We start from the raw sequence: 26,230 nt of genomic DNA, 5'->3' as shown, positions 1-26,230 counted from the left end.
TTTGGTATAGTAAAACAGGATCTTTTATCTCAAGTACCTTTTATGGTTCAATATTACCTGATTGGGTAACAGAATTCAACCTAGAAAAACGATATATGAATTACATTAATAAAGGTTGGGATTTATTAAAGCCTAAAGCTACTTATAATGAAAGTCTTCCTGATGATAATCCATATGAAGGGAAATTAGATAAAGCTAACGCACCCGTTTTTCCATATGATTTGAGTAAGATATATAAAGAAAAAGGCGCAGATATTTTACGTACTACACCTTTTGGGAATGATATTTTAGCAGATTTAGCGATGAAAGCAATAGAAAAAGAAGAGCTAGGGAAAGATGATTTTACGGATTTTCTAACCGTTAGTTTTTCTTCCACTGATTATGTAGGGCATACTTTTGGACCGCGTTCTATGGAGTTACAGGATACTTACTTGCGTTTAGATCAAACTTTGGCTATCTTTTTAAACTATTTAGACAAAACCGTTGGAAAGGATAAATATTTACTTTTTTTAACTGCCGATCATGCTGGAGCTGAAAATCCAAATTATTTAAAAGATAATAAATACAATGTAAAAAATATTCCGTCAAAAGATGTTATTGAATCGTTGAAAAAATATTCAATATATACGTTTGGTGTCGATTTAGTACTGGATTATTCTAACTTTAATCTTTTTTTTAATAAAGAAATTATAAAACAAAGAGGCTTAGAATTGGCAAAAGTGAAACAAAGTTTTAAAGACTTTTTGATGACCCAGGAGCAAGTTAAAAGAGTATATACCGAGGAAGAAATTTTGGCTTCTTCTGGAAATGATTACTTTTTGAGTTTTATTTCAAAAGGATATGATCCAAAACAAAATGGTGATATAGTTATACTTGATAAAGCGGGATATATGGAATATCAAGCTACAGGAACTACACATGGTTCACCTAACAGTTATGATACTCATGTACCATTGCTTTTTTACGGATGGCAAGTTCCAAAAGGAGAATTGCATGCTAAAAAATACATTACTCAAATTGCGCCTACACTTTCGCAAATGTTGAAAATTCCATTTCCTAACGGAACAGAGTCGGAAGTTTTGGAAACGGTATTAAAAAATAAATAAATAGTATTTTCCTAATTATGAAAAATCCCATTTGCTTTGTCAAATGGGATTTTTTATTTTTATACTGTGGTTACGGAAAGTGGTAGCGGAATCTGATTTTTTAACAAATCTTCAAAGGTTTCATGTGCTCTGATTAAATGCCCTTCTCCGTTCATCCACAATACTTCTGCGGGTTTGTATCTTGAATTGTAATTCGAAGCCATGGAGAAACAATAGGCTCCAGCATTTCTAAAACATAAAATATCTCCTTCTTTTATTTCTGAAATCCTTCTGTTATTTGCGAAAGTATCTGTTTCGCAAATGTAGCCTACAACTGAGTAGAAACGTTCCTTTCCTTTTGGATGAGAAATGTTTTCAATATGATGTTGTGAACCGTAAAACATTGGTCTTATTAAATGATTAAAACCACTGTCAATACCTGCGAAAACTGTTGATGTAGTTTGTTTCACAACATTTACTTTTGCTAAAAAGAATCCAGCTTCACTTACTAAAAATTTACCTGGCTCAAATATTAGTGTTAATTCTTTACCGTATTCAACACAAAAAGCGTTGAATCTTTTAGACAATTTTTTTCCTAATTCTTCAATATCAGTTTCAATATCATCTTTTTTGTATGGTACTTTAAATCCGCTTCCAAAATCTAAAAACTCAAGATTTTTGAAATTTTTAGCAGCATCAAATAAGATTTCAGCGGCATATAAAAAGACTTCAATATCAAGAATATCTGAACCCGTATGCATATGTATTCCTACGATATTCATTTTCGTGTTTTCGACAATACGAACTAAATGTGGTAATTGATGAACTGAAATACCAAATTTACTATCGATATGACCTACCGAAATATTTGCATTTCCTCCAGCCATCACATGAGGATTTATTCGGATGCAAACTGGAACGTTTGGATATTTTGTTCCAAATTGTTCTAATATTGACAAATTATCGATATTTATTTGAACTCCCATGGCGTTAACTTCTTCGATTTCTTCTAAAGAAACTCCGTTTGGGGTATAAAATATTTTTTCGGGCTCGTAACCTGCATGAAGTCCTAACATTACTTCTTGGATAGATACGGTATCCAGTCCAGATCCCATTTCTTTAAGCAATTGAAGTATAGCAACATTTGACAGTGCTTTCATCGCATAATTAATGCGCAACTTATTTACCTTAGAAAAAGCTTTTGATAATCTGTTGTACTGAGATTGTATTTTTTCGGCATCATAAACATATAATGGGCTTCCGAATTGTTCCGCTAATTGTACTAAGTCTTTTGATTGCATTGTTATTATTTTTTTGCAAATTTATTATCTTTACTAATACAAACAAATAAAAACGAAGATTATAACAAATTGTAACAAAATGTTTGGAAACAAACATTTATTGTGTTTTTTTGTTTTTTTAATCTTTTGTTGTAAAAGCTGAATTTTAATTATTTTAAATGGAATACTACTATAAATTGGGTAAATCCCCGGTTCCTTTTGTTGGTAAATTGGTGAAACCCATCAAATAATTGTCAACTTCTCTTGCTGCCTCACGACCTTCAGAAATAGCCCAAACAATTAAAGATTGACCTCTTCTCATATCTCCAGCTGTAAAAATATGCGGTACATTTGTTTGATAATTTGTTGCTTTGTAATTACTTCTAAAGTCAACTTCTAATCCCAATTGATCGCTTAATGTCTTTTCAGGACCCGTAAATCCTAGTGCCAGTAACGCTAAATCGCAAGGCCAAATTTTCTCTGAACCTTCCTTTTCAATCAATTCTGGTCTTTGACCAGGTGTCATTTTCCAAGCTACTTCAACAGTTTTTAATCCTGTTAATTGGCCGCTTTCATTAGATATGAATTCTTTGGTATTGATTAACCAATTTCTATTGCAACCTTCTTCGTGTGAAGATGATGTTTTTAATTGTAGCGGCCAAAATGGCCAAGGAGTAGTTTCACTTCTTCCAACTGGTGGTTTTGGTAAAATCTCAAAATTTGTGACCGATATTGCTCCATGTCTATTTGATGTTCCTACACAGTCAGAACCGGTATCTCCACCACCAATAACGATAACATTCTTGCCAGTTGCCTTTATTTGATCTGGAATTGCTTCACCGTACAATACTTTAGTTTGTTGTGTCAAAAAAGTCATCGCTTGAACAACACCTTTGCTTTCAATCCCTTTTGTTGGTAAACTTCTTCTTTCAGTTGCTCCTCCACATAATACGATTGAGTCAAAAGCATTCAATTGGTCTATACTGTAATTCACACCAACGTTTACATTGGTTTTAAAAGTAATTCCTTCTGCTTCCAGTACTTTAACACGTCTGTCGATAATTCCTTTTTCTAATTTGAAATTTGGAATTCCGTAACGTAATAATCCACCAATTGCATTATCTCGTTCAAAAACGGTTACAGTATGTCCAGCGCGATTTAATTGCTGTGCAGCTGCTAAACCAGCAGGGCCAGAGCCTATCACAGCTACCGATTTACCAGTTCTTATTTTTGGAGGTTGTGGTTTTATCCATCCTTCGGCAAAACCTCTTTCGATAATATTTTTTTCGATATTTTCGATTGCTACCGGTTCGCTGATGATTCCTAAAACACATGATTTCTCACATGGTGCAGGGCATAAACGACCTGTAAATTCAGGGAAGTTATTTGTTGATTGCAAAATCTCTAATGCACTTTGCCATTCTTCCTGATGTACCATGTCATTAAAATCTGGAATTAAATTTCCTAACGGACAGGCACTGTGGCAAAAAGGGATGCCACAATCCATACATCTGGAACCTTGTTCTTTAATTTTATCTTTTTCTAAAGGAATTGTAAATTCACTATAATTCGATACCCGTTCTTTAGCTACTATATTACTTTCGTCAGTTCTTTTATATTCTATAAATCCACCTATCTTGCCCATGACTATTCTGCTATTAGTTCTTCAATTTTTTTTTCTTGCGCTAATCGTTGCAATGCTTTTTTGTAGTCAATAGGCATTACCTTGATAAAGTTTTTTTGTTGATTTTCCCAATCTTCCAAAATTCTTTTTGCCAAAGGACTGTTGGTATACAAGGAATGATTTCGAATTAAACGTCTTAGTTTTGCAACATCTTCATCTTCTAATGTTTCGAATGCGACCATTTCCATATTACATAATGTTGCGTCGAATTTTTTATTTGGATCAAAAACATAAGCGATACCTCCACTCATACCTGCAGCGAAATTTCTTCCGGTTTTTCCTAAAACGACTACAGTTCCTCCTGTCATATATTCACATCCATGATCTCCAATTCCTTCAACAACTGCTGTTGCCCCAGAATTTCTAACGCAAAAACGTTCGCCCGCCATACCGTTGATATAAGCTTCACCCGTAATCGCACCATAAAGTGCAACGTTGCCTATGATAATGTTTTCTTCCGGTTTGAAAGTAGCGGTAGGGGGAACTTTTATAATCAGTTTTCCTCCAGAAAGCCCTTTTCCTAAATAGTCATTACAATTTCCATGAATTTTAAATGATAATCCATTAGTTGCAAAAGCACCAAAACTTTGTCCGGCAGAGCCTTCAAAATCAACTAAAATCGTATCTTCAGGTAATCCTTGGGCGCCATAAATTTTTGAAATTTCATTACTTAAAATAGCGCCAACAGATCGATCTGTGTTTTTGATATCAAAAGTAACTCTTGTTTTTTCTTTTCTATAAATAGAAGGAATAGCTGCTTTTATAATATCAAAATCAAGTACATGTTCTAAGGCATGGTCTTGAGTTGTAGTATTATGATTTGGAACCGTTTTTGCTTTTTCCGGTTTGTATAAAATTGTAGATAAATCTAATCCACTTGCCTTATAATGTTTGATGGCTTTGTTGACATTCAATTTCTGAGATTGCCCAACCATTTCTTTTAGCGTTCTAAACCCTAGTTGCGCCATGATTTCTCTTAACTCTTCGGCAATAAAATACATGAAGTTGATAATGTGTTCCGGTGTTCCTTTGAAATTTTTTCTCAATTCAGGATCCTGTGTTGCAATTCCAACGGGACAAGTATTCAAGTGACAAGCTCTCATCATAATACATCCTGAAGCTACCAGCGGAGCGGTTGCGAAACCAAATTCTTCGGCACCAAGTAAGGCGGCGATGGCTACATCACGACCTGTTTTCAATTGTCCGTCACATTCTAAAACGACACGGCTTCTTAAATCATTTAAGATTAAGGTTTGTTGGGCTTCCGCCAATCCAAGTTCCCAAGGAATTCCAGTATGTTGTAAGGATGTTAATGGCGCTGCACCTGTTCCTCCGTCATATCCTGAAATCAAGATCACATCGGCTTTCGCTTTAGCAACACCTGCAGCGATTGTTCCAACACCAACTTCAGAAACTAATTTAACGTTAATACGTGCTTCACGATTGGCATTTTTTAAATCAAAAATCAATTGAGATAAATCTTCAATAGAATAAATATCGTGATGAGGCGGTGGTGAAATCAATCCAACATATGGAGTTGAATTTCTAACTTCTGCAATCCATGGCACTACTTTTTCACCGGGTAATTGACCACCTTCTCCAGGTTTTGCACCTTGAGCCATTTTTATTTGAATCTCCTTGGCATTAGTCAAATAATTGATAGAAACACCAAATCTTCCCGAAGCCACTTGCTTAATCGCACTATTTCTAGAATCGCCATTAAGATCTTTTTGAAAACGTTTAGAATCTTCTCCACCTTCGCCAGAATTGCTTTTTCCGCCAATTCTATTCATAGCGATTGCTAAGTTTTCATGGGCTTCCTGACTGATTGATCCATAAGACATTGCGCCAGTTTTGAATTTTTTCACAATTTCTGTCCAAGGTTCTACTTCGTCAATAGATATTGGATCCAAATTATTAAATTCGAATAAACCTCTTATAGTCATTAGGTTTTTGCTTTGGTCATTAACCATATTAGCATATTCTTTATAACTTTCTGGACTGTTTAATCGAACAGCTTGTTGTAATTTAGAAATTGTTGTTGGGTTGAACATGTGTTTTTCACCGGTTCTTCTCCATCTGTATATTCCTCCAATTTCTAAAGGCAATAAATTAGCTACTTCTGAATTTGGGAAAGCCTTCTGGTATCTTTTTTTGATTTCTTTTTCTACTTCATTCAATCCAATTCCTTCAATTCTTGAAGGAGTGTAAGGAAAATATTTAGAAGTAAAAGTTTTATTTAATCCTAAAATTTCAAAAATCTGTGCGGCTCTGTAGGAATGTAAAGTAGAGATGCCAATTTTGTTCATGATTTTAAGAATTCCTTTTGCAATTGCTTTATTGTAATTTTTAATTGCATAATCTGCTTTTATACCTGTAATAAAACCTTGATTTACTTGGTTATGAATAATCTCATTCACCATGTACGGGTTAATTGCGCTTGCGCCATATCCAAATAATAAAGCGAAATGGTGTGGCTCACGAGGTTCTGCAGATTCGATTATGATTCCAAATTTCGAACGAACTTTTAGAATGTTTAGCGAATGATGAATATAAGAACAAGCCAACAACATTGGTATTGGTGCCAATTTTTCACTAACTCCTCTGTCAGAAATAATCACAATGTTGCAGCCCTCTGAAACTGCTTTGAAAGTAGCTTTCACCGCTCTTTCCAATGCGCGTTCTAAGCCGTTTACTCCTTTTTCTATATCGTATAAAGTTGAAATAGTAACCGATTTGAAATCAGGATGATTGATGTTTCTTATTTTATCTAAATCCTCATTTGAAATAACCGGATTTTGGATTTTTAATTTTTTACAATGTTTTGGAACAATATCAAAAATGTTGTAATCACCACCAATAGCTAGACTAATATCAGTAATTATTTCTTCGCGAATACCGTCCAATGGCGGATTAGTAACTTGTGCAAATAACTGTTTGAAGTAGTTGTATAATAGTTGCGGTTGATCTGATAAAACGGCTAATGGAGTGTCATTTCCCATGGAACTTAAAGGCTCAGCACCTTGCGTCCCCATTGGGTTGATTATAGTTTTTAAATCTTCAATGGTATAACCAAATAAACGCTGTCTTGTTTCAAAATCGATATTTTCTATTGGAATCGCATTGTTAGTATAAGGAATTTGAGCTAATTGCAATAAATTTTCATCGAGCCATTTTTTATAGGGACGTTTAGTTGCAATAGCATTTTTTATCTCATCATCTTCAATAATTCTTCCTTCGTTCATGTCTACTAGAAACATTTTACCAGGTTCTAATCGACCATGTTTAATCACATCTTCTGGCTTGATATCGAGAACGCCAATTTCTGAAGACATAATAACAAAGCCAGTTTTAGTAAGTGTATATCGTGATGGACGTAAACCGTTTCTGTCTAACAAAGCACCAATAACATTTCCATCCGTAAACGGAATAGAAGCTGGACCATCCCAAGGCTCCATGATACAAGCATTGTATTCGTAAAATGCTTTTTTATCTTCGGACATTGTTTGGTGTTTTTCCCAAGCTTCAGGTACAACCATCATCATTGCTTCCGGTAAAGAACGTCCTGTCATTAATAACAATTCGATTACCATATCCATTGAAGCCGAATCGGATTTGCCTTCTAATATAATAGGAAATAATTTTTTTATATCATCACCAAAAACGTCACTTTTCATTAATTCTTCACGAGCTCGCATTCTACTTATGTTACCGCGAAGTGTATTTATTTCACCGTTATGACACATGTATCTAAACGGTTGTGCTAATTCCCAGGAAGGAAAAGTATTAGTCGAGAAGCGTTGGTGTACTAAAGCTAGCCTAGTTACCAAATCGTCATCGGTTAAATCAGTATAATATCTACTGATATCTTCCGGCATCAGCAAACCTTTGTATATTATTGTTGTTGTTGAAAAACTAGAAAAATAGAACATGTGGCTTTCGGAAATTCTTGAATTTCTAATAGCGTGCTCAGCAATTTTTCTTGCTGCAAACAATTTTGCATTGAATTGTTGTTCGGTAAGATCTAATCCATTTTTGCCAACGAATACTTGTTTTACCGTTGGTTCTTTCTCGGCTGCTATTTGTCCTAAATTAGTAGCGTCTACAGGAACATCTCTCCATCCTAGAATTTCTAGATTTTGGTCTTTTATCGAAGTTTCAAAAGTAGTTTTGCAAAAAACAACTTGGTTTTGGCTTTTAGGCATAAAAACCATTCCTACTGCATATTGTCTAGTTTCGGGTAATTCAAAATCACAAACTTTCTTAAAAAAATCGTGAGGGATGTCAAATAAAATTCCTGCTCCATCTCCAGTTCTACCATCAGCACTCACAGCTCCACGATGCTCTAATTTTATTAAAATATCTAATGCTTTATGTATAATGTCATTGGACTTGATTCCATTTAAATTGCAAATAAATCCTGCGCCACAGTTGTCGTGTTCAAATTCGGGCAAATAAAGGCCTTGTTCTTTAACTTTCATGCTTAATATTTTTTCTACAAAATTAAAGGTTTGCTAGGATATAATAGGTGTAAATGCCAAAACGGGTCGATTTTTACAGTAATAGTAAAAAAGGGTTGAATAAATCGCAAAAACGATGTTTAAATACTTGTGAAATGATTAATCGCTAATAAGTAAACAAATAAAAAGAGTCGAAGCTCCCAGTTTTGAAAGAAATGTTCTACCTCGGATTTCTTTTTAAATTTTATAACAAATTAGTAAAGAATTTTTAAATTTTATTTTTTTCTAATCTAAAGTGAGGCTGGTACAGAATAAACTGATTTATGTTGCATATTATATTGAAAAATAAATAACAGTTCTGTTTAATTTTGCTATTTTTGTGGCACTTTTATTCTGGAATAAATTCAGAATCCAGACAAATTCTATATTATGAACATACACGAATATCAAGGAAAAGAGATTTTAGCTAGTTACGGAGTTCGCATTCAACGCGGAATCGTTGCTAATAGCCCAGTAGAAGCGGTTGCTGCTGCTAAACAATTAACTACCGAAACGGGTACAAGTTGGTATGTTGTAAAAGCCCAAGTTCATGCAGGTGGACGTGGAAAAGGTGGTGGAGTTAAATTGGCAAAAAACTTACAACAAGTAGAAGAAATTGCAGAACAAATCATCGGAATGCAATTAGTTACACCTCAAACTTCTGCCGAAGGTAAAAAAGTACACAAAGTTTTAATCGCTGAAGATGTTTATTATCCTGGTGAAAGTGAAACTTCTGAGTTTTATGTTTCTGTTTTATTGAATAGAGCTACAGGTCGTAACATGATTATGTATTCTACTGAAGGTGGAATGGATATTGAAGAAGTTGCGGAACATACGCCACATTTAATTTTTACTGAAGAAATTGATCCCTCTGTTGGATTGCAAGGTTTTCAAGCAAGAAGAATTGCTTTTAATTTAGGTCTTTCAGGAAATGCGTTCAAAGAAATGGTAAAATTTATCGATTCTTTATACAATGCATATATTGGATCTGATGCATCGATGTTTGAAATCAACCCGGTTTTGAAAACATCTGACAATAAAATTATGGCTGTAGATGCTAAAGTAAATATCGATGATAATGCTTTATACAGACAAAAAAAATATGCTGATATGCGTGACATTCGTGAGGAGAACCCAATCGAAGTTGAAGCTAAAGAAGTAGGATTAAATTACGTTGATCTTGACGGTACAGTTGGATGTATGGTTAACGGAGCTGGTTTAGCGATGGCAACAATGGATTTAATTAAATATGCTGGTTTTGAGCCTGCTAACTTCCTTGACGTAGGTGGAACTGCTGATGCAAAACGTGTTGAAACTGCTTTCCGTATTATATTGAAAGATCCAAACGTAAAAGCAATTTTAATTAATATTTTTGGTGGAATCGTTCGTTGTGACCGTGTGGCGCAAGGAGTTGTTGATGCTTATAAAAATATGGGTGATGCAATTAAAGTACCGATCATTGTTCGTTTACAAGGTACAAATGCAGCTATCGCAAAAGAATTAATTGATAATTCAGGAATGCCAATTTTATCTGCTGTTGAATTTCAAGAAGCGGCTGATCAAGTAAAAGCAGCTCTTTCTAAATAAGCAAATAAAGAGACACTACAGTTGCTCTTTATTTATAACAAAAAATCCTGTTTGCCGTGGCGAACAGGATTTTTTTTTGTTTTAAGAATTTGCTGTATTTTGAATCAAATCCGATTCATAAATGTTGAATCCTTTATTGTTTTTTTGTGCAATTTTCACTAATGCTTTTGCAACATCGTTACTTTCTATAGGTTTGTATTTTTTTAAATTTCCTAAAAGTAAAACGGAGAACGTTTTCATGAAAAACGCCCCTATTTTTTCACCTAATCTAAATTCATTTCGGTTTCCCAGAAGTAAAGAAGGTCTTAGTGCAGAAGCACTTTCAAAATTACAATTTTTAAGGAAAGTTTCAATTTCACCTTTGGTTTTCAGGTAAAAATTTCCAGAAGTTTCATCGGCGCCAAGAGAGGATATAATAAGAAATTGTTTGACTTTATTTTCCGCTGCAAATGTTGCAAATTGTCGCGGATATCCGAAATCTACTTTTCTGAAGGCCTCTTTGCTTCCTGCTTTATTAATGGTTGTTCCAATGGTGCAAAAGAAATCATCACCAACAACTAATTCTTTATAGCTTTCAGGTTTGTCGAAATCAATAATATGTTGCGTTAATTTTGGATGTTTTATACCTGTATCTCTTTTTACGAAAGTAACTACTTTTTCATAGTCGCTGCTTTCCAAAAGAAGATTCAATAATCTTGCACCTATTAAACCTGTACTTCCTATGATTAAAGCCGTTTTCAAAATATTAAGATTTTTTCTTATTTCCGTTACTATACTTTACCTTTTCTACAACTTGTACTTTCGGTGCCGCTTTTTTGTCTTTAGAATTAAAGGCAGGTTTTTTCTTAAAATCAGCAGATTTACTTGGTTTTTGATCACCTCTAGCTCTTTCTTCGTCTTTTGGTGTTGCTTTAAATTCAGGTCTGTCTTTCGATCCTTCTTTAGCAGGTATTTGAGCTTTGTGTTTGGCTAAAACATCGTTTGGATTTTTTGGATTTTCTTTCGTTCCACGCAAGTGAATCACAAGAGCGTTTAGGAAGTTACGCAACACTTGGTCGCCACATTCCATATAATTCTCATGGTCTTCCGCACGGAAAAAAGCACCTAATTCCGATTTAGTAATTCTAAAATCTACCAATTCTAATATTTCAACTATTTGGTCATCACGGAGCATTAGAGCTACGCGTAATTTTTTAAGGATATCGTTATTTGTCATCTTTTTAATTTTTTACAAAGGTACGTTTTTAAAGCAATTAGACTCGTATATTTTTTATGCATGAAACGAGATGGAATCCTTTAACTGAACTCCAGTACCGTTGGTTTGAGAATAAATGATTTTACCGTCAATAATTGCTACGCCAGTTGCAATATCTTCGGCCAAAAGCAGAGCGCCATCCATATCAACATAATCTAATTCCGGTAATAAATGCGCAATTGCAGAAATGCCTACGGTAGATTCAGTCATGCAGCCTACCATAGTTTTTAAACCTAAATTCTTCGCCTGTTGAATCATCCTTCTCCCTGGGGTAATTCCACCACATTTCATTAATTTTATATTTACCCCATGGAAATAAGTATGACATTTGACTACATCTTCTTCGAGTATGCAGCTTTCATCCGCAATTATTGGTAATACTGAATTTTTAAAAATTGTTGCATGACCTTCCCAATTATCTGCTTTTAAGGGTTGTTCTATAAATTCTACTCCTAATTTTTTTAACTCAATGGCATTATTGAGAGTCTCGTTTACTTCCCAACCACAGTTAGCATCAACTCGAAAAACCGAATTAGAATGTTTGCGTAATTCTTTTACTATGGCAATATCATCGGGAGTTCCCAATTTTATTTTATAAATGGGCCAAGGCATTTCTTCCATTTTTAAAACCATTTTTTCTATGGTATCTATTCCAATTGTAAAATCGGTCAAAGGAATTTTATCGATGGGATAATTCCATAATTCGTAGAGTTTTTTTCCTTTTTTGCGGGCATATAAGTCATTGTATGCGATGTCTAATGCGCATAAAGCGAACAAATTTTCTTTGAGGAAAGGATACATTTTATCCCAATATTCTTCTGGAGTTTCATTGGTGACAACTTCGATTTGTTTTTTGATTTTCAGTAAATCTTGAATCATCATTGGAACTCCAATGTTATAATAGGGATTTGAAGTTGCTTCTCCATATCCGGAAAACCCTTCGCTTTTTAATTCAACGATTAATGTGGGTTGTACATCAATCGATTTTCTCGAAATGGTAAATGTATGTTTTAATTTAAGTTCAAATTCTCTTAAAATCAGCTGCATAAAGTAAGGTTGTTATTCAAAAGGGATTTTCTTATAAAAAATATTAATAGCCAAGCCATACAATTGCTTTTGCAAAACCATCACGCCATAATTTTTCATTATGTTGTCCTCCTTTTACAATTTTCTTTTCATTTAAATTCAAGCAGTAACATCTTTTTGTATTCAATAAATGCTCCATTTTATTAAGATCATTGACCATATCCTCACTTTCGTTGTCACCGCAGAGAAAATAGATTTTCGTTTTTATTTTTTTTGTCTTTTCCGTTAAGTTATAAATTTCTTTTGAAAACCAAAAGGAAGGGGAGAAAACACCGGCTTTACCAAATATTTGCGGATATTTTAAGATCGCATAATAGGAAACTAAGCCTCCAAGGGAACTTCCCATAATGATAGTATGCTTTTTGTCTGTTTTAGTTCTATAGGTTTTGTCTACTTGAGGTTTTAGTGTATTGACCATAAATTCCAAATAAGCGTCAGCATTTCCGCCTCCGTATTTTTCGTTTTTATAGGGAGTTAATTCCTCCATACGTTTATCGTTTCCATGCTCAATCCCAATGACGATAACTTGTGCATTGATACTGTCCAGCTTTTCATCAACATTCCATTCGCCGGAGTAAGATGTTTTGACGTCAAAAAGATTTTGGGCATCATGCATATAAATAACCGAATATTTTTTATGAGAAGTTGAATAATTTTTTGGTAAATACACCCAAATTTTTTTGTTAGAATGTAATTGAGGGGCATATATCGTAAAACTTGAAACTTGTTTTGAGGCGGTACTTTTTTGAGCTATTGTATTTGTAAGTGCAAAAAGCAATGCAACAAGAAGGGGAAGTCGTTTAATCATTAAGTTATAATTTGTATTTTAATTTAGCAGGAATATTTCAGCTAAAATTAGTAATTATTTTTATAATTTGATTTTGAATAAAAATTTAATTGAGGATGTTTTATTAAAATAATGATCTTGTTCAAAAAACCAAATTGATTCAGTTGTTGCCCTCTACTTTAATTGCTACTATATTTTGATTAATTGCTCCGATTTACACTAGAATTACTTTCCAAATTACTATCGTTTCAGTGCTTGAATTTCGTTGATTTGTTAAATTTTCATTTTACGCTATTTTTTTTATTTTTTTTAAACAATTGATAATAGGGGTAATGCGTTTTTTTTATTTCGATTTTTCTTATATTTCGTTAATTCGTGCCAATATTAAAATTATTTACTGGCACAGTTATTGGATTTCGCTAGTGCAGTTATTAATTAATATTTTGAAAAGATGAAAAAAATAAAGTTACTCGCATTATTAGGTATAGCCTTTTTTGCCACCAGTGCTATAAATGCACAGGTATCGTTTGGTTTAAATGTTGGACTTCCAGCAGTAGTGGTTTCAGGTCATTATGAGCGGGGATATGCTCCTCAAAGAGTTTACAGAGAATATCAAGATAATGATAGAGTGTACTGTAATACTGGAGAATATAATAATCGAAGAGATTATGATAGAAGAAGATACGAAGCGCAAAGAAGATATGAAGCGCAAAGAAGGTACGAAGCGCAAAGAAGATATGAACAAAGAGATAATGGACATTGCGATAACGATGGGTACGATGATTAATACCTATTTAATGTAAATAGCAAAGAGAGAGAGAATCAAAATTGATTCTCTCTCTTTTTTTGTGTTTCCTGCAATTGTTCTCTAATATCTGTAAATCAATAAAAGATATTTAATCATTATGCTAATTATTGTATTTTAATTTAAAAGCGATATTTTAGCAAAAAATAATTGGATGGATACTAACGAAGAAAAAGTAAGTTTGCTTTTAGAAATGATTGCATTTTCTACTGTTGATGGAAAATTGCATAAGAGAGAATATGACTTTTTATATTTAGTAGCAGATGAATTGAATATTGAAAAGGAAGATTTTAATGATTTATTTCACCAAGAACTTCCAAAAATAGTAATCAAAACGGAGTTTCAACGGATTCAACAATTCTATCGTTTGGCTTTATTGATGCATGTGGATCAGATTTTGCATAAAAAAGAAGAAATTGCTATTCAGCAAATAGCAGTCGATATGGGATTAAACCCATCTTCCACAAAACGTATACTTGAAATGATGAAAAAAGCTCCCAATGCTATTATTCCTCCAGAAGTTTTATTGAATGTTTTTCAAGAACAACAAAATTAAGTCAATTGACCTTGTAATTTTTTTATCTCATCACGCAATTTTGCCGCTTGCATAAAGTCTAGATCTTTTGCGGCTTTCTCCATTGATTTGCGTTTTTCCCTGATTTTTTTTTCAATCTCAGGTTTCGACATGTATAAATTTTCAGGCTCAGCGGCAGTATTCAAGGTGTAGCCCAATTCATAATCGGCTAAAGGGTTTTTGGTGAAAGCACTTTCGATTTTTTTGTTTAAAGCCATCGGAACCAAATTATTTGCTGTATTATAATTGATCTGTTTGGTTCTTCGGTAATTGGTTTCATCGATTGTTTTTTGCATGCTGTTCGTGATTTTATCAGCATACATAATCGCTTTCCCATTTAGATTTCTTGCAGCTCTACCAATGGTTTGAGTTAAAGAACGATGACTTCTCAAAAAACCTTCTTTATCCGCATCTAAAATTGCCACCAAAGAAACTTCAGGTAAATCCAGGCCTTCACGAAGTAAATTCACACCAATTAACACATCAAAAATTCCTTTTCGTAAATCTTGCATAATTTCAATTCGTTCCAATGTATCGACTTCAGAGTGAATGTATCGGCAACGAATATTAACTTTTGTTAAATATTTAGCCAATTCTTCGGCCATTCTTTTCGTTAATGTCGTCACCAAAACACGTTCGTCAATTTCTGCTCGAACCTGAATTTCTTCAATTAAATCATCGATTTGGTTTAAACTTGGTCGGATTTCAATGATTGGATCCAATAATCCTGTTGGACGAATCACTTGCTCTACAACAACGCCATCTGTTTTTTCTAATTCATAATCGGCTGGTGTTGCCGAAACATAAATCACTTGGTTTTGCATCGCTTCAAATTCCTCAAATTTCAACGGGCGATTGTCCATTGCCGCGGGAAGTCGGAAACCATATTCTACTAAATTTTCTTTTCGGCTTCGATCTCCGCCGTACATGGCGCTAACTTGAGAAAGTGTTACGTGACTTTCGTCCACTACCATTAAATAATCTTTAGGGAAATAATCCAGCAAGCAAAAAGGTCTTGTTCCTGGTAAACGACCATCGAGGTAACGGGAATAATTTTCAATTCCGGAACAATATCCGAGTTCTCGAATCATTTCCAAATCAAAATTGGTACGTTCTTCCAATCTTTTTGCTTCCAAATGTTTGCCAATTTCCTTGAAATAATCGACTTGTTTTACTAAATCCTGTTGAATTTCCCAAATCGCGCCTTGCAGTACATCTGGAGAAGTCACAAACATATTAGCAGGGTAAATCGTCAGTTTGTCAAATTTTTCAAGGACTTTAGAATCCTTTGTATCGAAACTTTCAATTTCTTCGATTTCATCTCCAAAGAAATGGATTCTGTACGCTTCATCAGCATAACTAGGATAGACATCTACGGTATCTCCTTTTATTCTAAAACTTCCGGGATTAAAATCGGCTTCCGTTCTCGAATATAAACTTTGTACCAATTGATGTAATAATTTAGTTCGGGAAATGATTTGCCCTTTCTCAACAGGAATTAAGTTTTTCTGAAATTCTATAGGATTTCCAATACCATACAAACACGAAACCGATGCAACAACCAAAATATCTCTACGTCCCGAAAGTAACGAAGCAGTGGTTGACATTCGCATTTTTTCCAATTCTTCATTGATGGATAAATCCTTTTCTATGAAAACGCCGGTTACAGGCATAAAAGCTTCAGGCTGGTAATAATCGTAGTACGAAACAAAATATTCCACTGCATTATTTGGAAAAAATTGCTTGAATTCGGAATACAATTGTGCCGCCAAAGTTTTGTTGTGCGCTAAAACCAATGTGGGTCTTTGCACTTCTTGAATCACATTCGCTACTGTAAATGTCTTCCCAGAACCAGTAACACCCAAAAGTGTTTGGAACTTTTCGCCATCAACAATCCCTTGAGTTAGTTTTTCAATCGCTTGTGGTTGGTCGCCCTTAGGCTGGTAATCGGATACTACTTGAAAATTCATTTATTTAATTCAAAACTTTAGGTTTTACAAAGGTACAAAGTTTAGATTCTTTTAAATCAAAAGTATATGCCAAAAAAAAGCCACCAACTTTTCAGTTGATGGCTTTTCATAATTATAAATATTTTTTTAGAAACTGAAACTTAATCTAGCAAAAACAAATCTTCCGTTTTGACCAAATTGAGATGTATTTCTTGAATATACAAACTGATTCGCATTAGATAAATCAATTGAATTATTCGAAGCGGTAGTAGGCGAGTAAATTACAGCACCATTTGCATCAACTCCAGAAGCTCTTTGTGCAATTGTTTGAGGTCCTAAATTTAAGGAAGGATAAATATCAAAAATATTATTTGCACCTATCACAACTTTTGCTGCTGGCGTAATTTTGAATCCTACTGATAAGTCAGTAATAATTTTCGCACCCCATACTGGATGTTCATTCTCTACGGCCTTATTATTTACTACAATGGCATTAATCGTTCCATCTCCATTAGCATCTGCAACATTAGGGTCAGTCACTTCACCAAAATATACATTTCTCAAGAAGAAATCGAATTTTTTATATGAAAGAGAGTTTGTTAAATTGGCTTTAACTCTAGGTATCGCTTCTTGCAAATAGACTCTACTGGATTCAGAAAAATATCTGTTTACTTGTCCTGCAGATTCTAGAATTGGTGAAGCATGAATGTCACCTACTTTACGAGTATTTGAAATTGTTCCTGATAAATCTGTTTTTAAAGATATACCTTCTCCTAAATTGGCTTTATGGCTAATAACAACATCAATACCTTTAGATTCGGTGTCAATTGCATTAGCAAAGAACGTTGCGGCAGTTGCTCCTGCAGCATCAAATGCGGCATTTAATGTATAGGCAGGAGTTCCAACTGCAGGAGTTCCTCCTGGTCTTGCAAACTGATCAGTAAGAGTTACTCTATCTTTAATTTTCACAATGTAACCATCAGCAGTCAAAGTAATATTGGCAGATGGAATTTTAGCTGTAAAACCGATACTCGCACTTTGTGATTCTTCTTGTTTCAAAGTAGGAATTCCTAATAACTTGGCAGCTTGGGAATCATTACTAAATGTACCAACTTCAAATGGTACACCGCCTACGAATTGCGTCGCAGTTGAATTGAAATAGATTTGGTGTAATGATGGCGCTCTAAATCCTGTAGAAACTGCTCCACGAATATTAATGTTGTCTGTTACTTTATAACGAGAAGCTAATTTGTAGTTCGTGGTATTCCCAAAATCAGAATAGTTTTCGAAACGAACTGCTCCGTTAACTAACCATTTGGTCGTCACATCATATTCTAAATCCGCATAAACGGCTACACTATTACGTCCTTTGTCAATTGCATTTGCAGGTCTAAAACCTGGAAACACTTGTGCTCCACCTGGTCTTGCAGAACCGTAAAAGTCGGTTACTTTGATATTAGCGGGTGTTGTTCCTGTTACAACTGCGCCATTAATATCATATAGATTATATGAATCACGTTCTCCTTCAGTAATTTTGAAGTTTTCATGTCTGTATTCAGCACCAAAAGCGACGTTTAATGCATCGAATTTTTTACTAATGTCAAAATTTGTTGTGTTTTGAGAAAAACCTAATCCACCAGCATCAAATTTTGTAGCTGACTTTTCTCTTAAAGTAGCATTTACAGTATTTTCAATATTATAATCGAAAGTGTTTTTTCCAAAAGTATTACTTAAGTCAAAATTCCAAGTTTCAAATATTTTACCTCTCAATCCCGCCGCAGCAGAAATGTCATTTATCGTTGAATGAATTTCTGGTAAAAAACCATTTGGATATAATCCGGTATATGATCTCGATTGGTTTGGTTTTCTGTAAAAACCAGCGGCTTCACCAGTTCTATAACTAGTTCCTCCAAAAGCATATATTTCAAGATTGTCGTTAATAGGATAAGCAGCATTCAAAAAGAATTGTGCGCTGGATAATGAAGATTGACCTACTTTCATATTGAAATCTTTTCTTTCCAAATTTCTATACGCTAATTCCCCTGCTGTTGCATCAAAGTTTAACACAGTTTGTAATCCAGTTGGACCATATAATGAAGTTGCAGCGGCAATTGAAGTTTGTTGTGCCGCTGTAAAATAATTTACAGAAGGCGCGTAGGTTTTAATCGCTGAAATTATTTGAGCTTGATTGGCTGTAGGACTTGTTGCCGTACCTATATTTCCAAACAATGCATTGATATTTGTTCCAGCTTCTGCGGCTCTTTGTTCAACTGCATTGTAAGCGTTAAATAAATTTCCAGTTACATCTTTCGCTCTGCTTGTTGCGTCTCTTAATTGGAAACTACCGGTGGCATTAATGAAACTTTTTTCTTTTCCAAGTCCAGTTCCATAATTCAGATCTAACTGATAATTGTTTCCATCATGACCACCAGTATGGTCGTTTGCGCCTTTAGCAAAATTACTGCCAGTAAAAAGTGCTACGTCTAGTTTATTGGTATTTTTCTTTACGTTAATGTTGATAACACCCGCAATAGCATCTGAGCCGTATTGTGCAGATGCACCATCTCTCAATACTTCTATTTTTTCAATTGCAAATGCTGGAATTGCATTTAAATCCGTTCCCACAGATCCTCTTCCTGGTGAACCATTGATATTAACTAAAGAAGAAGTGTGTCTTCTTTTTCCGTTTACCAAAACCAATACTTGGTCTGGTCCTAAACCTCTTAATTGTGCTGGATCGATATGATCCGTTCCATCAGCAACGGTTGTCGTATTGGATGTAAACGATGGCGCAACCATGTTTAAAATTTGATTTAAATTTACTTGGGGTCCTTGTGACGCAATTTCTTTCATGCTAATCACATCAATTGGTACAGCAGATTCGGTTACAGTTCGAGTAGGATTACGAGAACCAATTACAACAACATCCTGAAGTGTTTCACCACTTCCCATTAAAGTAACATTTAGAGTGCTTCCTGTAACGGAAATGCTTTTGGTATCTAAGCCAACGTAGGAAAACTGAAGAACGTCTCCGACTTTTGCACTAATCGTATAATTACCATCACTATCAGTTGTGGTTCCTTTTTTTGTGTCTTTTACAATAATAGTTGTTCCTGGTAAAGTAGATTTTGATTCATCAGTAACAGTACCCGAAACTTTAATTTCCTGAGCAGTTATTCCTGCTGTAAAAATTAAGGTCAGAATAAAGAGAAGTTTTTTCATTTTTGGTTATTTAAGTTTGTAGGTGCTAAAATACTACTAAAATAACGTTAATTTTCTTTTTATCTGACTTTGAAACTGTTAAATCACAAATTATTTTTATTTGCGTCTTTTTTTATAAGAAAGACAGTTTAGAAGTTTGTTTTTTACGATACGATAATTATTGATTTCGTAATAGGGTCAAAATTGATAATATGCAATAATAGTTTACTTACTATTTTAAAACTTCCAAGCCTTCTGTTGTGCTTCACTCATAAAAGTCCAGGCTACAATTCTACTTGTTTTTTGGCCTTGAGCCATATCAATTGTTTTTACGGTAGCCGCATTTACTTTATTTAATGTTTTGTATAGACTGGACAAATGTGATTGTTTCGATACTAAAGTGGTGAACCACAAACATTGCATTGGGTATTTAGCACTTTCATAGATCATTTGGGTAACAAAACCCAATTCTCCACCTTCACACCATAATTCAGCATTGTGACCACCAAAATTCAAAACAGGTTTAGCTGCGCTCCGTTCGGCTCCGCCTCGGGTTGTGGTTTTGGTATTCTCTAAATTATTTATTTTTCGCACCGAACTTTTTGTAGCTTCATCTTGAGAAGCATGGAAAGGAGGATTGCAAATCGTGAACGTAAAATTATCTTCAGGAGTAATTATGTTTTTAAAAATAAAGCGCGACTCCGTTTGCAATTGTAAACTTATTGGATCCATTAACTTTGGATTCGCTGCGATGATTTTTTTGCAATTTTGAATGGCATTTTCGTCAATATCGGTACCTACAAAACTCCAGCCGTAAGCGGAATTTCCAATTAACGGATAAATACAATTGGCACCAATACCGATATCTAATCCTTGAACTGTTTCCCCCTCAGGTATAATTCCGTTGTTACTCGAAGCCAATAAATCAGCAATATAATGGATGTAATCTGCTCTTCCCGGGATGGGAGGGCAAAGATAATTTTCAGGAATATCCCAATCTTGGATATCGTAATGGTGTATTAACAATGCTTTATTAAGCGACTTAACAGCATCAGGATTACTAAAATCAATAGTTTCTATTTGATGCTCATTGATGGCAACAAAGTTTTTTAATTCAGGATTTTCTTTGATTAATTCTTCAAAATTGTACCCAAATCTATCTAGATTTCTTGGATGTAAATTGGTCTTTTCGGTAATCGTTTTCGGTTTCATTTTCTATATTTCGATGTAAAGATAAGCATAAGTATTTTGTAAAAGGGTTTAGGTAATTTTGCTATATTTAATAGAGGAAATTCAACATAAATCATTCTGTAATTTTTCTTTTGAAACATAAAAACGGTTACTTTTATGAAAAATACAAATAAAATGACTTTCATGCCCATTACATTTCATTTCAAAAAGAGATATATAGTTTATAGTTTAGTGTTTTTTTATATTGTAATGTGTCAGTCGTGTATGACGATGCGATTTTCGGATAAGGAAACTACAAAATTTTTTGCTACTTCAAAAACAGCGTTTCAGGATAAAACAATGGCCTTTGAAGGATATAAAATACATTATGTAGCAACGGGTAATGCGCAAAATCCGACTTTGTTTTTTGTTCACGGTTCACCGGGAAGTTGGAATGCCTTCAAAGAATATCTTCAAGATACTTTACTGTTGAAAAAATACCGAATGATTGCCATTGACCGACCTGGTTTTGGATCCAGTAATTTTGGTGATGCTCAAAATTTAAGTGTGCAATCTCAACGGATATCGGAGTTCATTAAAAAAATCGATAATAAAAAACCGCTGATTTTGGTGGGACATTCCGTTGGTGGAACTGTTGTGACTAAGCTTGTTGTAGATCATCCATCGTGGTATTCTAGATTGGTTATACTTGCAGGTTCATTAGACCCAAAAGCGGAGAAACCGGAGAAATGGAGAACAGCTATCAAAGTAGCGCCTTTGCGGTATTTGATTCCAGGAGCATTACGACCTTCAAATGACGAACTTTGGTGGCTGAAACAGGATTTGGTAGCCTTAGAACCAGAGTTGAATAAAATCACTTGTGATGTGACTATTATTCATGGAACAAAAGATGTTTTGGTACCGTATAGTAATGTCGCTTTTATGAAAAAAAAGTTTGTCAATGCTAAATCAATAGATATCATAACGATTGAAAAGGCGAATCATTTTATTCCTTGGAGTCATTATGAGATTGTGAGAAATGCTTTGTTGAAGATTCAATAAATGTTAATCCATGCATTCCATCATCAATAAATCTCCTGCTTTATGTTCTATTGTTACCATGCCATCCTTAGTGACATGGTTGCTGCTTCCAGTTCTGTAACCAATGGTTAAACTGTCATCTTTTAACGGATAAAATAAATTTTCAGAATGAATTCCTGTAACATGACCCACCGGAATTAATGAAATAGGCGTATTGGCAGTGTACCATTTTTCAAATTTATTGGGTAATAAAAATATTTTTGAATGGTCGTCCATGATTACAATTTTCAATAAGTCCCGGTATCGGACAATGTTGGTGAGATTTGTAATCGTATGATCTGCTCTTTTTCCGGTTGCCCAAACTACATTTACTGCTGGAATTTTTCGGTTTATCAAATAATCAAATGCTTTTTCTAAATCGGTTTTGTTTTGGTCTGGTGTATGGATAATTTCAATTGGATATTGGGAAGTTTGGTACTGCTCTGGATCAAAACCTCGATCAAAATCTCCCAATAGCACATCGACTTTGATGTCTAATTCCATTACCCTTTCTATTGCGGAGTCTAATACAATAACTAATGGGGACCATTCTAATAATTGTCCTAATAATTCCGGATGGCATGCGGCACCATTGGCAATTATTAAAGCGGGTTCTTGGTCGTCGCGAACGATATGATGTGAGGACATGAGGCTTGTAGATTTAAGAATTGTGGTATTAGATTTGGGCGATTGAGAACAGTTGCATAAATGCTAGACTGTAAAGTTAGTTAAAATATGCAAACTGGAAACTCCGACTGTCCTTTAGCCCAGATTGCAATGGAAAGTTCACGCAGGGAAAAAGTATTTTTTCCTGTTCTTGCAAAGCGACCAAAGGAAGCTCTTGCTGGAACAATGGAAAAAAACTTTTTGACCAGAGAACTTGTAATGGAAAGCTGGAAAAGCTTCTAAAATAAATTCAGAATTAGTACTTATTCAATCGTATAATTTCTGATATCGACTTCGCTAAGGGTAAAATAGCCCAATGGATAATTAGCCGAATCAGTGGTATTGATGATATTTCCTCGTACGGTTGCCGGTGGAGATTGAAATGGTCCGCCACCATTATTTCCTGCAATACTTACCAAAACACTCATGTAGTTGTAATAGGCTTTAGAAATTCCAAAGTGACTAACCTCAATTTTATCATCTTTTTTTAAGTCGTCATTTTGCGAGATACTGAAGAATTCATTTCCGTTGAAAAACTCATCCTGATCGACATAAAAGTTTGATTTTACCTGATTAGAGTAAACGTATTTGTATAGATAATAATTAGTTTCACTTGGTGGATCTTGATAAAATGTTTTAATTTCTTTTTCATTACCTGTTAAACCACCTTGATTGTTTTGAACAATTTTAGTAATGGCTGTAACAGGTTTCAAGGTTTCGGTAGCGGTATAGGTATTTCCTTTGCTTACCACAGTTAGCATGTAGGTCTCATTGAGAACTGGAACAAATGTAGTGCAAGCATATTGGCCAGTATTTGCTATTTCTGAAAATGTAAAAACAACATTAGCACTATTTTTTATAGTAACTGTTGCTCCAGAAACTTTTGGAATTTCAGTGCTGTAAAATCCAGTTGTGGTGGTTAGTTTTATGCTTTGTTGATTTCCAGAAGTTCCTTTTTTCCAATTAATTGCTGCTTCAATAACCAGTTTTGATGGAGCATTGTCTAAAGTTACGTCTATCACGTCTTCGCAACTTGTTGAAAAAACAGCGATGAATAGTATCAGATAAAATGTTATTTTTTTCATTATTTTTTGTTTTTTATTCTCCATTTGAGGGATAGGGCCTTAAAATTTGAAGTTATAACTTATAGCTGGAACGATCCCGAATATGGAAGTTTTTACTGCCTCATTATTACCTGTATCTGTATTTTGACGGAAATTGATGGAAGCGGCATTTTTGCGGTTGTACAAATTATAAATGCTAAAAACCCATTCTCCTTTCCAGTTTCTGTCCATGTTTTTTCTTGGTGTCAAAGTTGCTGCAATATCGAGATGGTGGTACGCTGGGAGGCGGTTTTCGTTTCTCAAACCATAACTTGGAACAATTATTCCGAGATATTCATATTGTCCGTTAGGATAGGTTACGGGTTGTCCGGTTTGTAAGGCAAAATTGGCTCCAAAAGACCATTTTTCATTTAACTTATAAGAACTCGTAATGGCAATATTGTGCAATTTATCATACACAGAATTGTACCATGCTCCGTTGTTGATTCCGGTTTCAACGGGTGTTCTTCCCGGAGTTTGCTGCTCAGATTTGGATAAGGTATAGGAAATCCATCCGTTAAATTTTCCTTCGTTTTTTCGGAGCATCAGTTCTAATCCGTAGGATCTTAATTGACCGTTAAGTATCACTTGTTCAATTGCTTTATTGGCTATCAAATTTGCTCCGTCTATATAATCCAGTCGATTTTTTACTTTTTTGTAATACGTTTCTACTTCAAGCGAATACATTCCGTCTTTAAAATTTTTGAAATAACCCAAAGCCACCTGATCTGCAATTTGGGGTTTTATAAAAGCATCACTTGGCGTCCAAACATCAAGCGGGGTGGGAGATGAGGTGTTTGAAATTAATTGTAAATATTGGACCATTCTGTTGTAGCTGGCTTTTACAGATTGCTCATCATTGATTTGATAGGCAAATGAAAAACGGGGTTCCAGATTATTGAAGCTTTTCATAACTTTATTCTTCTCATAGAATTTTGTTCCAATGGGAGTCGCTTTTTGATAAATCTGTAAATCCGGATTGAATGTTACCGGATTATCATTTTCATAAATATTTACGGTTGATTGTCCTAAACGATAAAATAGGCTATAACGAAGCCCATAAGAAATTGATATTTTATCTGAAATTTCATGATCAGCATTGATATATAATGCGGGCTCGAATGCATATTTTTTGTCCAATTGATCAAAATTAATCCCGGAATTAGCATCAGATGGTTTTATAGTTCCAGGATTGAATTCGTAATAAATCCCATTTACACCATAATTTAATTTGAATTTATCAGAAATATAGTTTTTGAAATCGTATTTGATATTGTAATTCTTGATGCCGGAATCCCATTTGAAACCAACAAAGTCCAAATCCAAACCGTAATAATAATCGCTGTAAATAAGGGACAAATTCGAAAATAATTTTTCGGAGTATAAGTGATTCCATCTCAGATTGACCGTTGTATTACCATAAATATTAGTAAAACTTTTGTTTAAGCTAAAAACGTCTCTTCCAAAATATCCCGATAAATATAAGTTGTTATTTGGATTCAGCTTGTAACTCAGTTTGGTATTCAAATCATAGAAATAAGCAGAGTTGTTTTTTTGTTCTTCGGATAGTTTCAAGAATAAATGCGCATACGAACTTCTACCGCCAATAAGGAAGGAACCTTTGTCTTTTACTAATGGTCCTTCGACCAAAATCCTACTGGAGATTAATCCGATTCCACCATTGACATGAAATCCTTTACTGCTACCATCTTTTTGATAAATATCTAAAACAGAAGACGCTCTTCCTCCATAACGAGCAGGAATTCCTCCTTTATATAATTTTAAATCCTTGATGGCATCTGGATTAAAAACAGAGAAAAAGCCAAAGACATGAGACGAATTGAATATAGTTGCTTCGTCCAGTAATATTAAATTCTGATCTGCACCACCACCTCGAACATTGAATCCGGAAGCGCCTTCACCAGCATTAGTAACTCCAGGAAGTAATAAAAGGGACTTTAAAACATCGACTTCACCTAGTACGACTGGCATTTTCTTAATAGCTGAAATAGAGAGTTTGTTGACGCTCATCTCCGGCTTCCGTATATCGGTTTTGGTTTTATTATCCGTAATTATAACTTCTTTTAAAACGGTTTCATTGCTTGCAAGATTATAATTGTGTTTTGTGTTTTGGTTTACGTTTATATTTTCTTCAATCGTTTGGTAACCTAAATAACTTATTTGAACGGTGTACTCACCTTTTGGAATCGTAAGCGAGTAAAACCCATATTCATTTGTAGTTACCCCAGTTTTTAACTGTGGGATAATTATGTTGACGCCAATCAATGTTTCGTTGCTGTTAGCGTCCATAATTGTTCCGCTAATCGTGAATTTATCTTGGGAGAAAGAAGTTAGAGAGGATAATAAAAGAATAAAAAAGACAATATTTTTCTTAGTAATCATTTCTTAGATTTTGATT

The 26,230-nt window shown here is 34.4% G+C and carries 19 protein-coding genes (1 of these 19 running past the window's edge); 6 read left to right on the top strand and 13 right to left on the bottom strand.

From position 1 onward, the window contains the following. Nucleotides 1-1,106, top strand: the 3' portion of a protein-coding gene (gene pafA / locus H4V97_RS05185) for an alkaline phosphatase PafA (RefSeq protein WP_196850845.1). Its footprint begins 511 nt before the window's first position; the window shows 1,106 of its 1,617 coding nt (coding positions 512-1,617); the start codon falls outside the window, past its left edge; its stop codon occupies nt 1,104-1,106. 59 nt (nt 1,107-1,165) lie between these two features. On the opposite strand, the gene lysA is transcribed toward pafA, so the two are convergent. The 3 genes from lysA to gltB form a co-directional block, all read right to left on the bottom strand. Then, complete coding sequence (gene lysA / locus H4V97_RS05180) at nt 1,166-2,386, bottom strand: diaminopimelate decarboxylase (protein WP_196850846.1); 1,221 nt, start codon at nt 2,384-2,386, stop codon at nt 1,166-1,168. Between the two features lie 169 nt (nt 2,387-2,555). Next, a complete protein-coding gene (locus H4V97_RS05175; RefSeq protein ID WP_196850847.1) occupies nt 2,556-4,010 on the bottom strand; it encodes a glutamate synthase subunit beta in 1,455 nt (484 codons plus the stop codon). Nucleotides 4,011-4,012: 2 nt separating this feature from the next. Continuing rightward, a complete protein-coding gene (gene gltB, locus H4V97_RS05170; RefSeq protein ID WP_196850848.1) occupies nt 4,013-8,530 on the bottom strand; it encodes a glutamate synthase large subunit in 4,518 nt (1,505 codons plus the stop codon). A 408-nt stretch (nt 8,531-8,938) separates the two neighbouring features. On the opposite strand from gltB, the gene sucC reads away from it, so the two are divergent. Further along, complete coding sequence (gene sucC / locus H4V97_RS05165) at nt 8,939-10,135, top strand: ADP-forming succinate--CoA ligase subunit beta (RefSeq protein WP_196850849.1); 1,197 nt, start codon at nt 8,939-8,941, stop codon at nt 10,133-10,135. 81 nt (nt 10,136-10,216) lie between these two features. Here sucC and H4V97_RS05160 read toward each other — a convergent pair whose 3' ends face one another. From H4V97_RS05160 to H4V97_RS05145, 4 genes are read right to left on the bottom strand one after another with little or no spacing between them, the layout of a single operon-like run. After that, nucleotides 10,217-10,876: an NAD(P)H-binding protein gene (locus H4V97_RS05160; protein ID WP_196850850.1), complete on the bottom strand. Its 660-nt coding sequence runs from the start codon at nt 10,874-10,876 to the stop codon at nt 10,217-10,219. 4 nt (nt 10,877-10,880) lie between these two features. Beyond that, nucleotides 10,881-11,351, bottom strand: a complete 471-nt coding sequence (locus H4V97_RS05155; RefSeq protein WP_196850851.1) for a DUF1456 family protein — start codon at nt 11,349-11,351, stop codon at nt 10,881-10,883. Nucleotides 11,352-11,405: 54 nt separating this feature from the next. Next, nucleotides 11,406-12,437, bottom strand: a complete 1,032-nt coding sequence (locus H4V97_RS05150; RefSeq protein ID WP_209549125.1) for a dipeptide epimerase — start codon at nt 12,435-12,437, stop codon at nt 11,406-11,408. 43 nt (nt 12,438-12,480) lie between these two features. After that, on the bottom strand, nt 12,481-13,284 hold the full coding sequence (locus H4V97_RS05145) for an alpha/beta hydrolase (protein ID WP_209549124.1): 804 nt from the start codon (nt 13,282-13,284) through the stop codon (nt 12,481-12,483). A 430-nt stretch (nt 13,285-13,714) separates the two neighbouring features. Here H4V97_RS05145 and H4V97_RS05140 point away from each other — a divergent pair, with 430 nt between their 5' ends. Then, the gene (locus tag H4V97_RS05140) at nt 13,715-14,050 is read left to right on the top strand and encodes a hypothetical protein (RefSeq protein ID WP_209549123.1); all 336 of its coding nucleotides are present in this window, start codon (nt 13,715-13,717) and stop codon (nt 14,048-14,050) included. A gap of 172 nt (nt 14,051-14,222) precedes the next feature. After that, nucleotides 14,223-14,624 (top strand): excinuclease ABC subunit B, encoded by a 402-nt coding sequence (locus H4V97_RS05135; protein ID WP_209549122.1) that lies wholly within the window; start codon nt 14,223-14,225, stop codon nt 14,622-14,624. Here the strand turns inward: H4V97_RS05135 and uvrB are convergent. The 3 genes from uvrB to rlmF all read right to left on the bottom strand — a co-directional run bounded on the left by uvrB (nt 14,621) and on the right by rlmF (nt 21,004). Beyond that, a complete protein-coding gene (gene uvrB / locus H4V97_RS05130) occupies nt 14,621-16,612 on the bottom strand; it encodes an excinuclease ABC subunit UvrB (RefSeq protein WP_209549121.1) in 1,992 nt (663 codons plus the stop codon). The genes H4V97_RS05135 and uvrB overlap by 4 nt on opposite strands. Nucleotides 16,613-16,738: 126 nt before the next feature. Then, nucleotides 16,739-19,813, bottom strand: coding sequence for a TonB-dependent receptor (locus H4V97_RS05125; RefSeq protein ID WP_209549120.1), 3,075 nt, complete (start codon nt 19,811-19,813; stop codon nt 16,739-16,741). Between the two features lie 216 nt (nt 19,814-20,029). Further along, a complete protein-coding gene (gene rlmF, locus H4V97_RS05120; RefSeq protein ID WP_196850858.1) occupies nt 20,030-21,004 on the bottom strand; it encodes a 23S rRNA (adenine(1618)-N(6))-methyltransferase RlmF in 975 nt (324 codons plus the stop codon). A 135-nt stretch (nt 21,005-21,139) separates the two neighbouring features. On the opposite strand from rlmF, the gene H4V97_RS05115 reads away from it, so the two are divergent. Further along, the gene (locus H4V97_RS05115; RefSeq protein ID WP_209549119.1) at nt 21,140-22,024 is read left to right on the top strand and encodes an alpha/beta fold hydrolase; all 885 of its coding nucleotides are present in this window, start codon (nt 21,140-21,142) and stop codon (nt 22,022-22,024) included. Between the two features lie 3 nt (nt 22,025-22,027). On the opposite strand, the gene H4V97_RS05110 is transcribed toward H4V97_RS05115, so the two are convergent. Further along, a complete protein-coding gene (locus H4V97_RS05110; RefSeq protein ID WP_209549118.1) occupies nt 22,028-22,690 on the bottom strand; it encodes a thiamine diphosphokinase in 663 nt (220 codons plus the stop codon). Nucleotides 22,691-22,777: 87 nt separating this feature from the next. On the opposite strand from H4V97_RS05110, the gene H4V97_RS05105 reads away from it, so the two are divergent. Then, entirely contained in the window at nt 22,778-22,951 is a 174-nt protein-coding gene (locus H4V97_RS05105; RefSeq protein ID WP_209549117.1) for a hypothetical protein, read from the top strand. A gap of 20 nt (nt 22,952-22,971) precedes the next feature. Here H4V97_RS05105 and H4V97_RS05100 read toward each other — a convergent pair whose 3' ends face one another. Together H4V97_RS05100 and H4V97_RS05095 are read right to left on the bottom strand one after the other, a co-directional pair. Beyond that, complete coding sequence (locus H4V97_RS05100) at nt 22,972-23,793, bottom strand: DUF4249 domain-containing protein (RefSeq protein ID WP_209549116.1); 822 nt, start codon at nt 23,791-23,793, stop codon at nt 22,972-22,974. 39 nt (nt 23,794-23,832) lie between these two features. Next, entirely contained in the window at nt 23,833-26,214 is a 2,382-nt protein-coding gene (locus tag H4V97_RS05095) for a TonB-dependent receptor (protein WP_209549115.1), read from the bottom strand. Nucleotides 26,215-26,230: the final 16 nt, after the last annotated feature.

The sequence above is a fragment of the Flavobacterium sp. CG_23.5 genome (assembly GCF_017875765.1).
In the GTDB taxonomy this organism is placed as follows: Bacteria; Bacteroidota; Bacteroidia; order Flavobacteriales; family Flavobacteriaceae; genus Flavobacterium.
The sequence above is the reverse complement of the archived record's forward strand: the minus strand, read 5'-3'. Positions and strand labels throughout refer to the sequence as shown.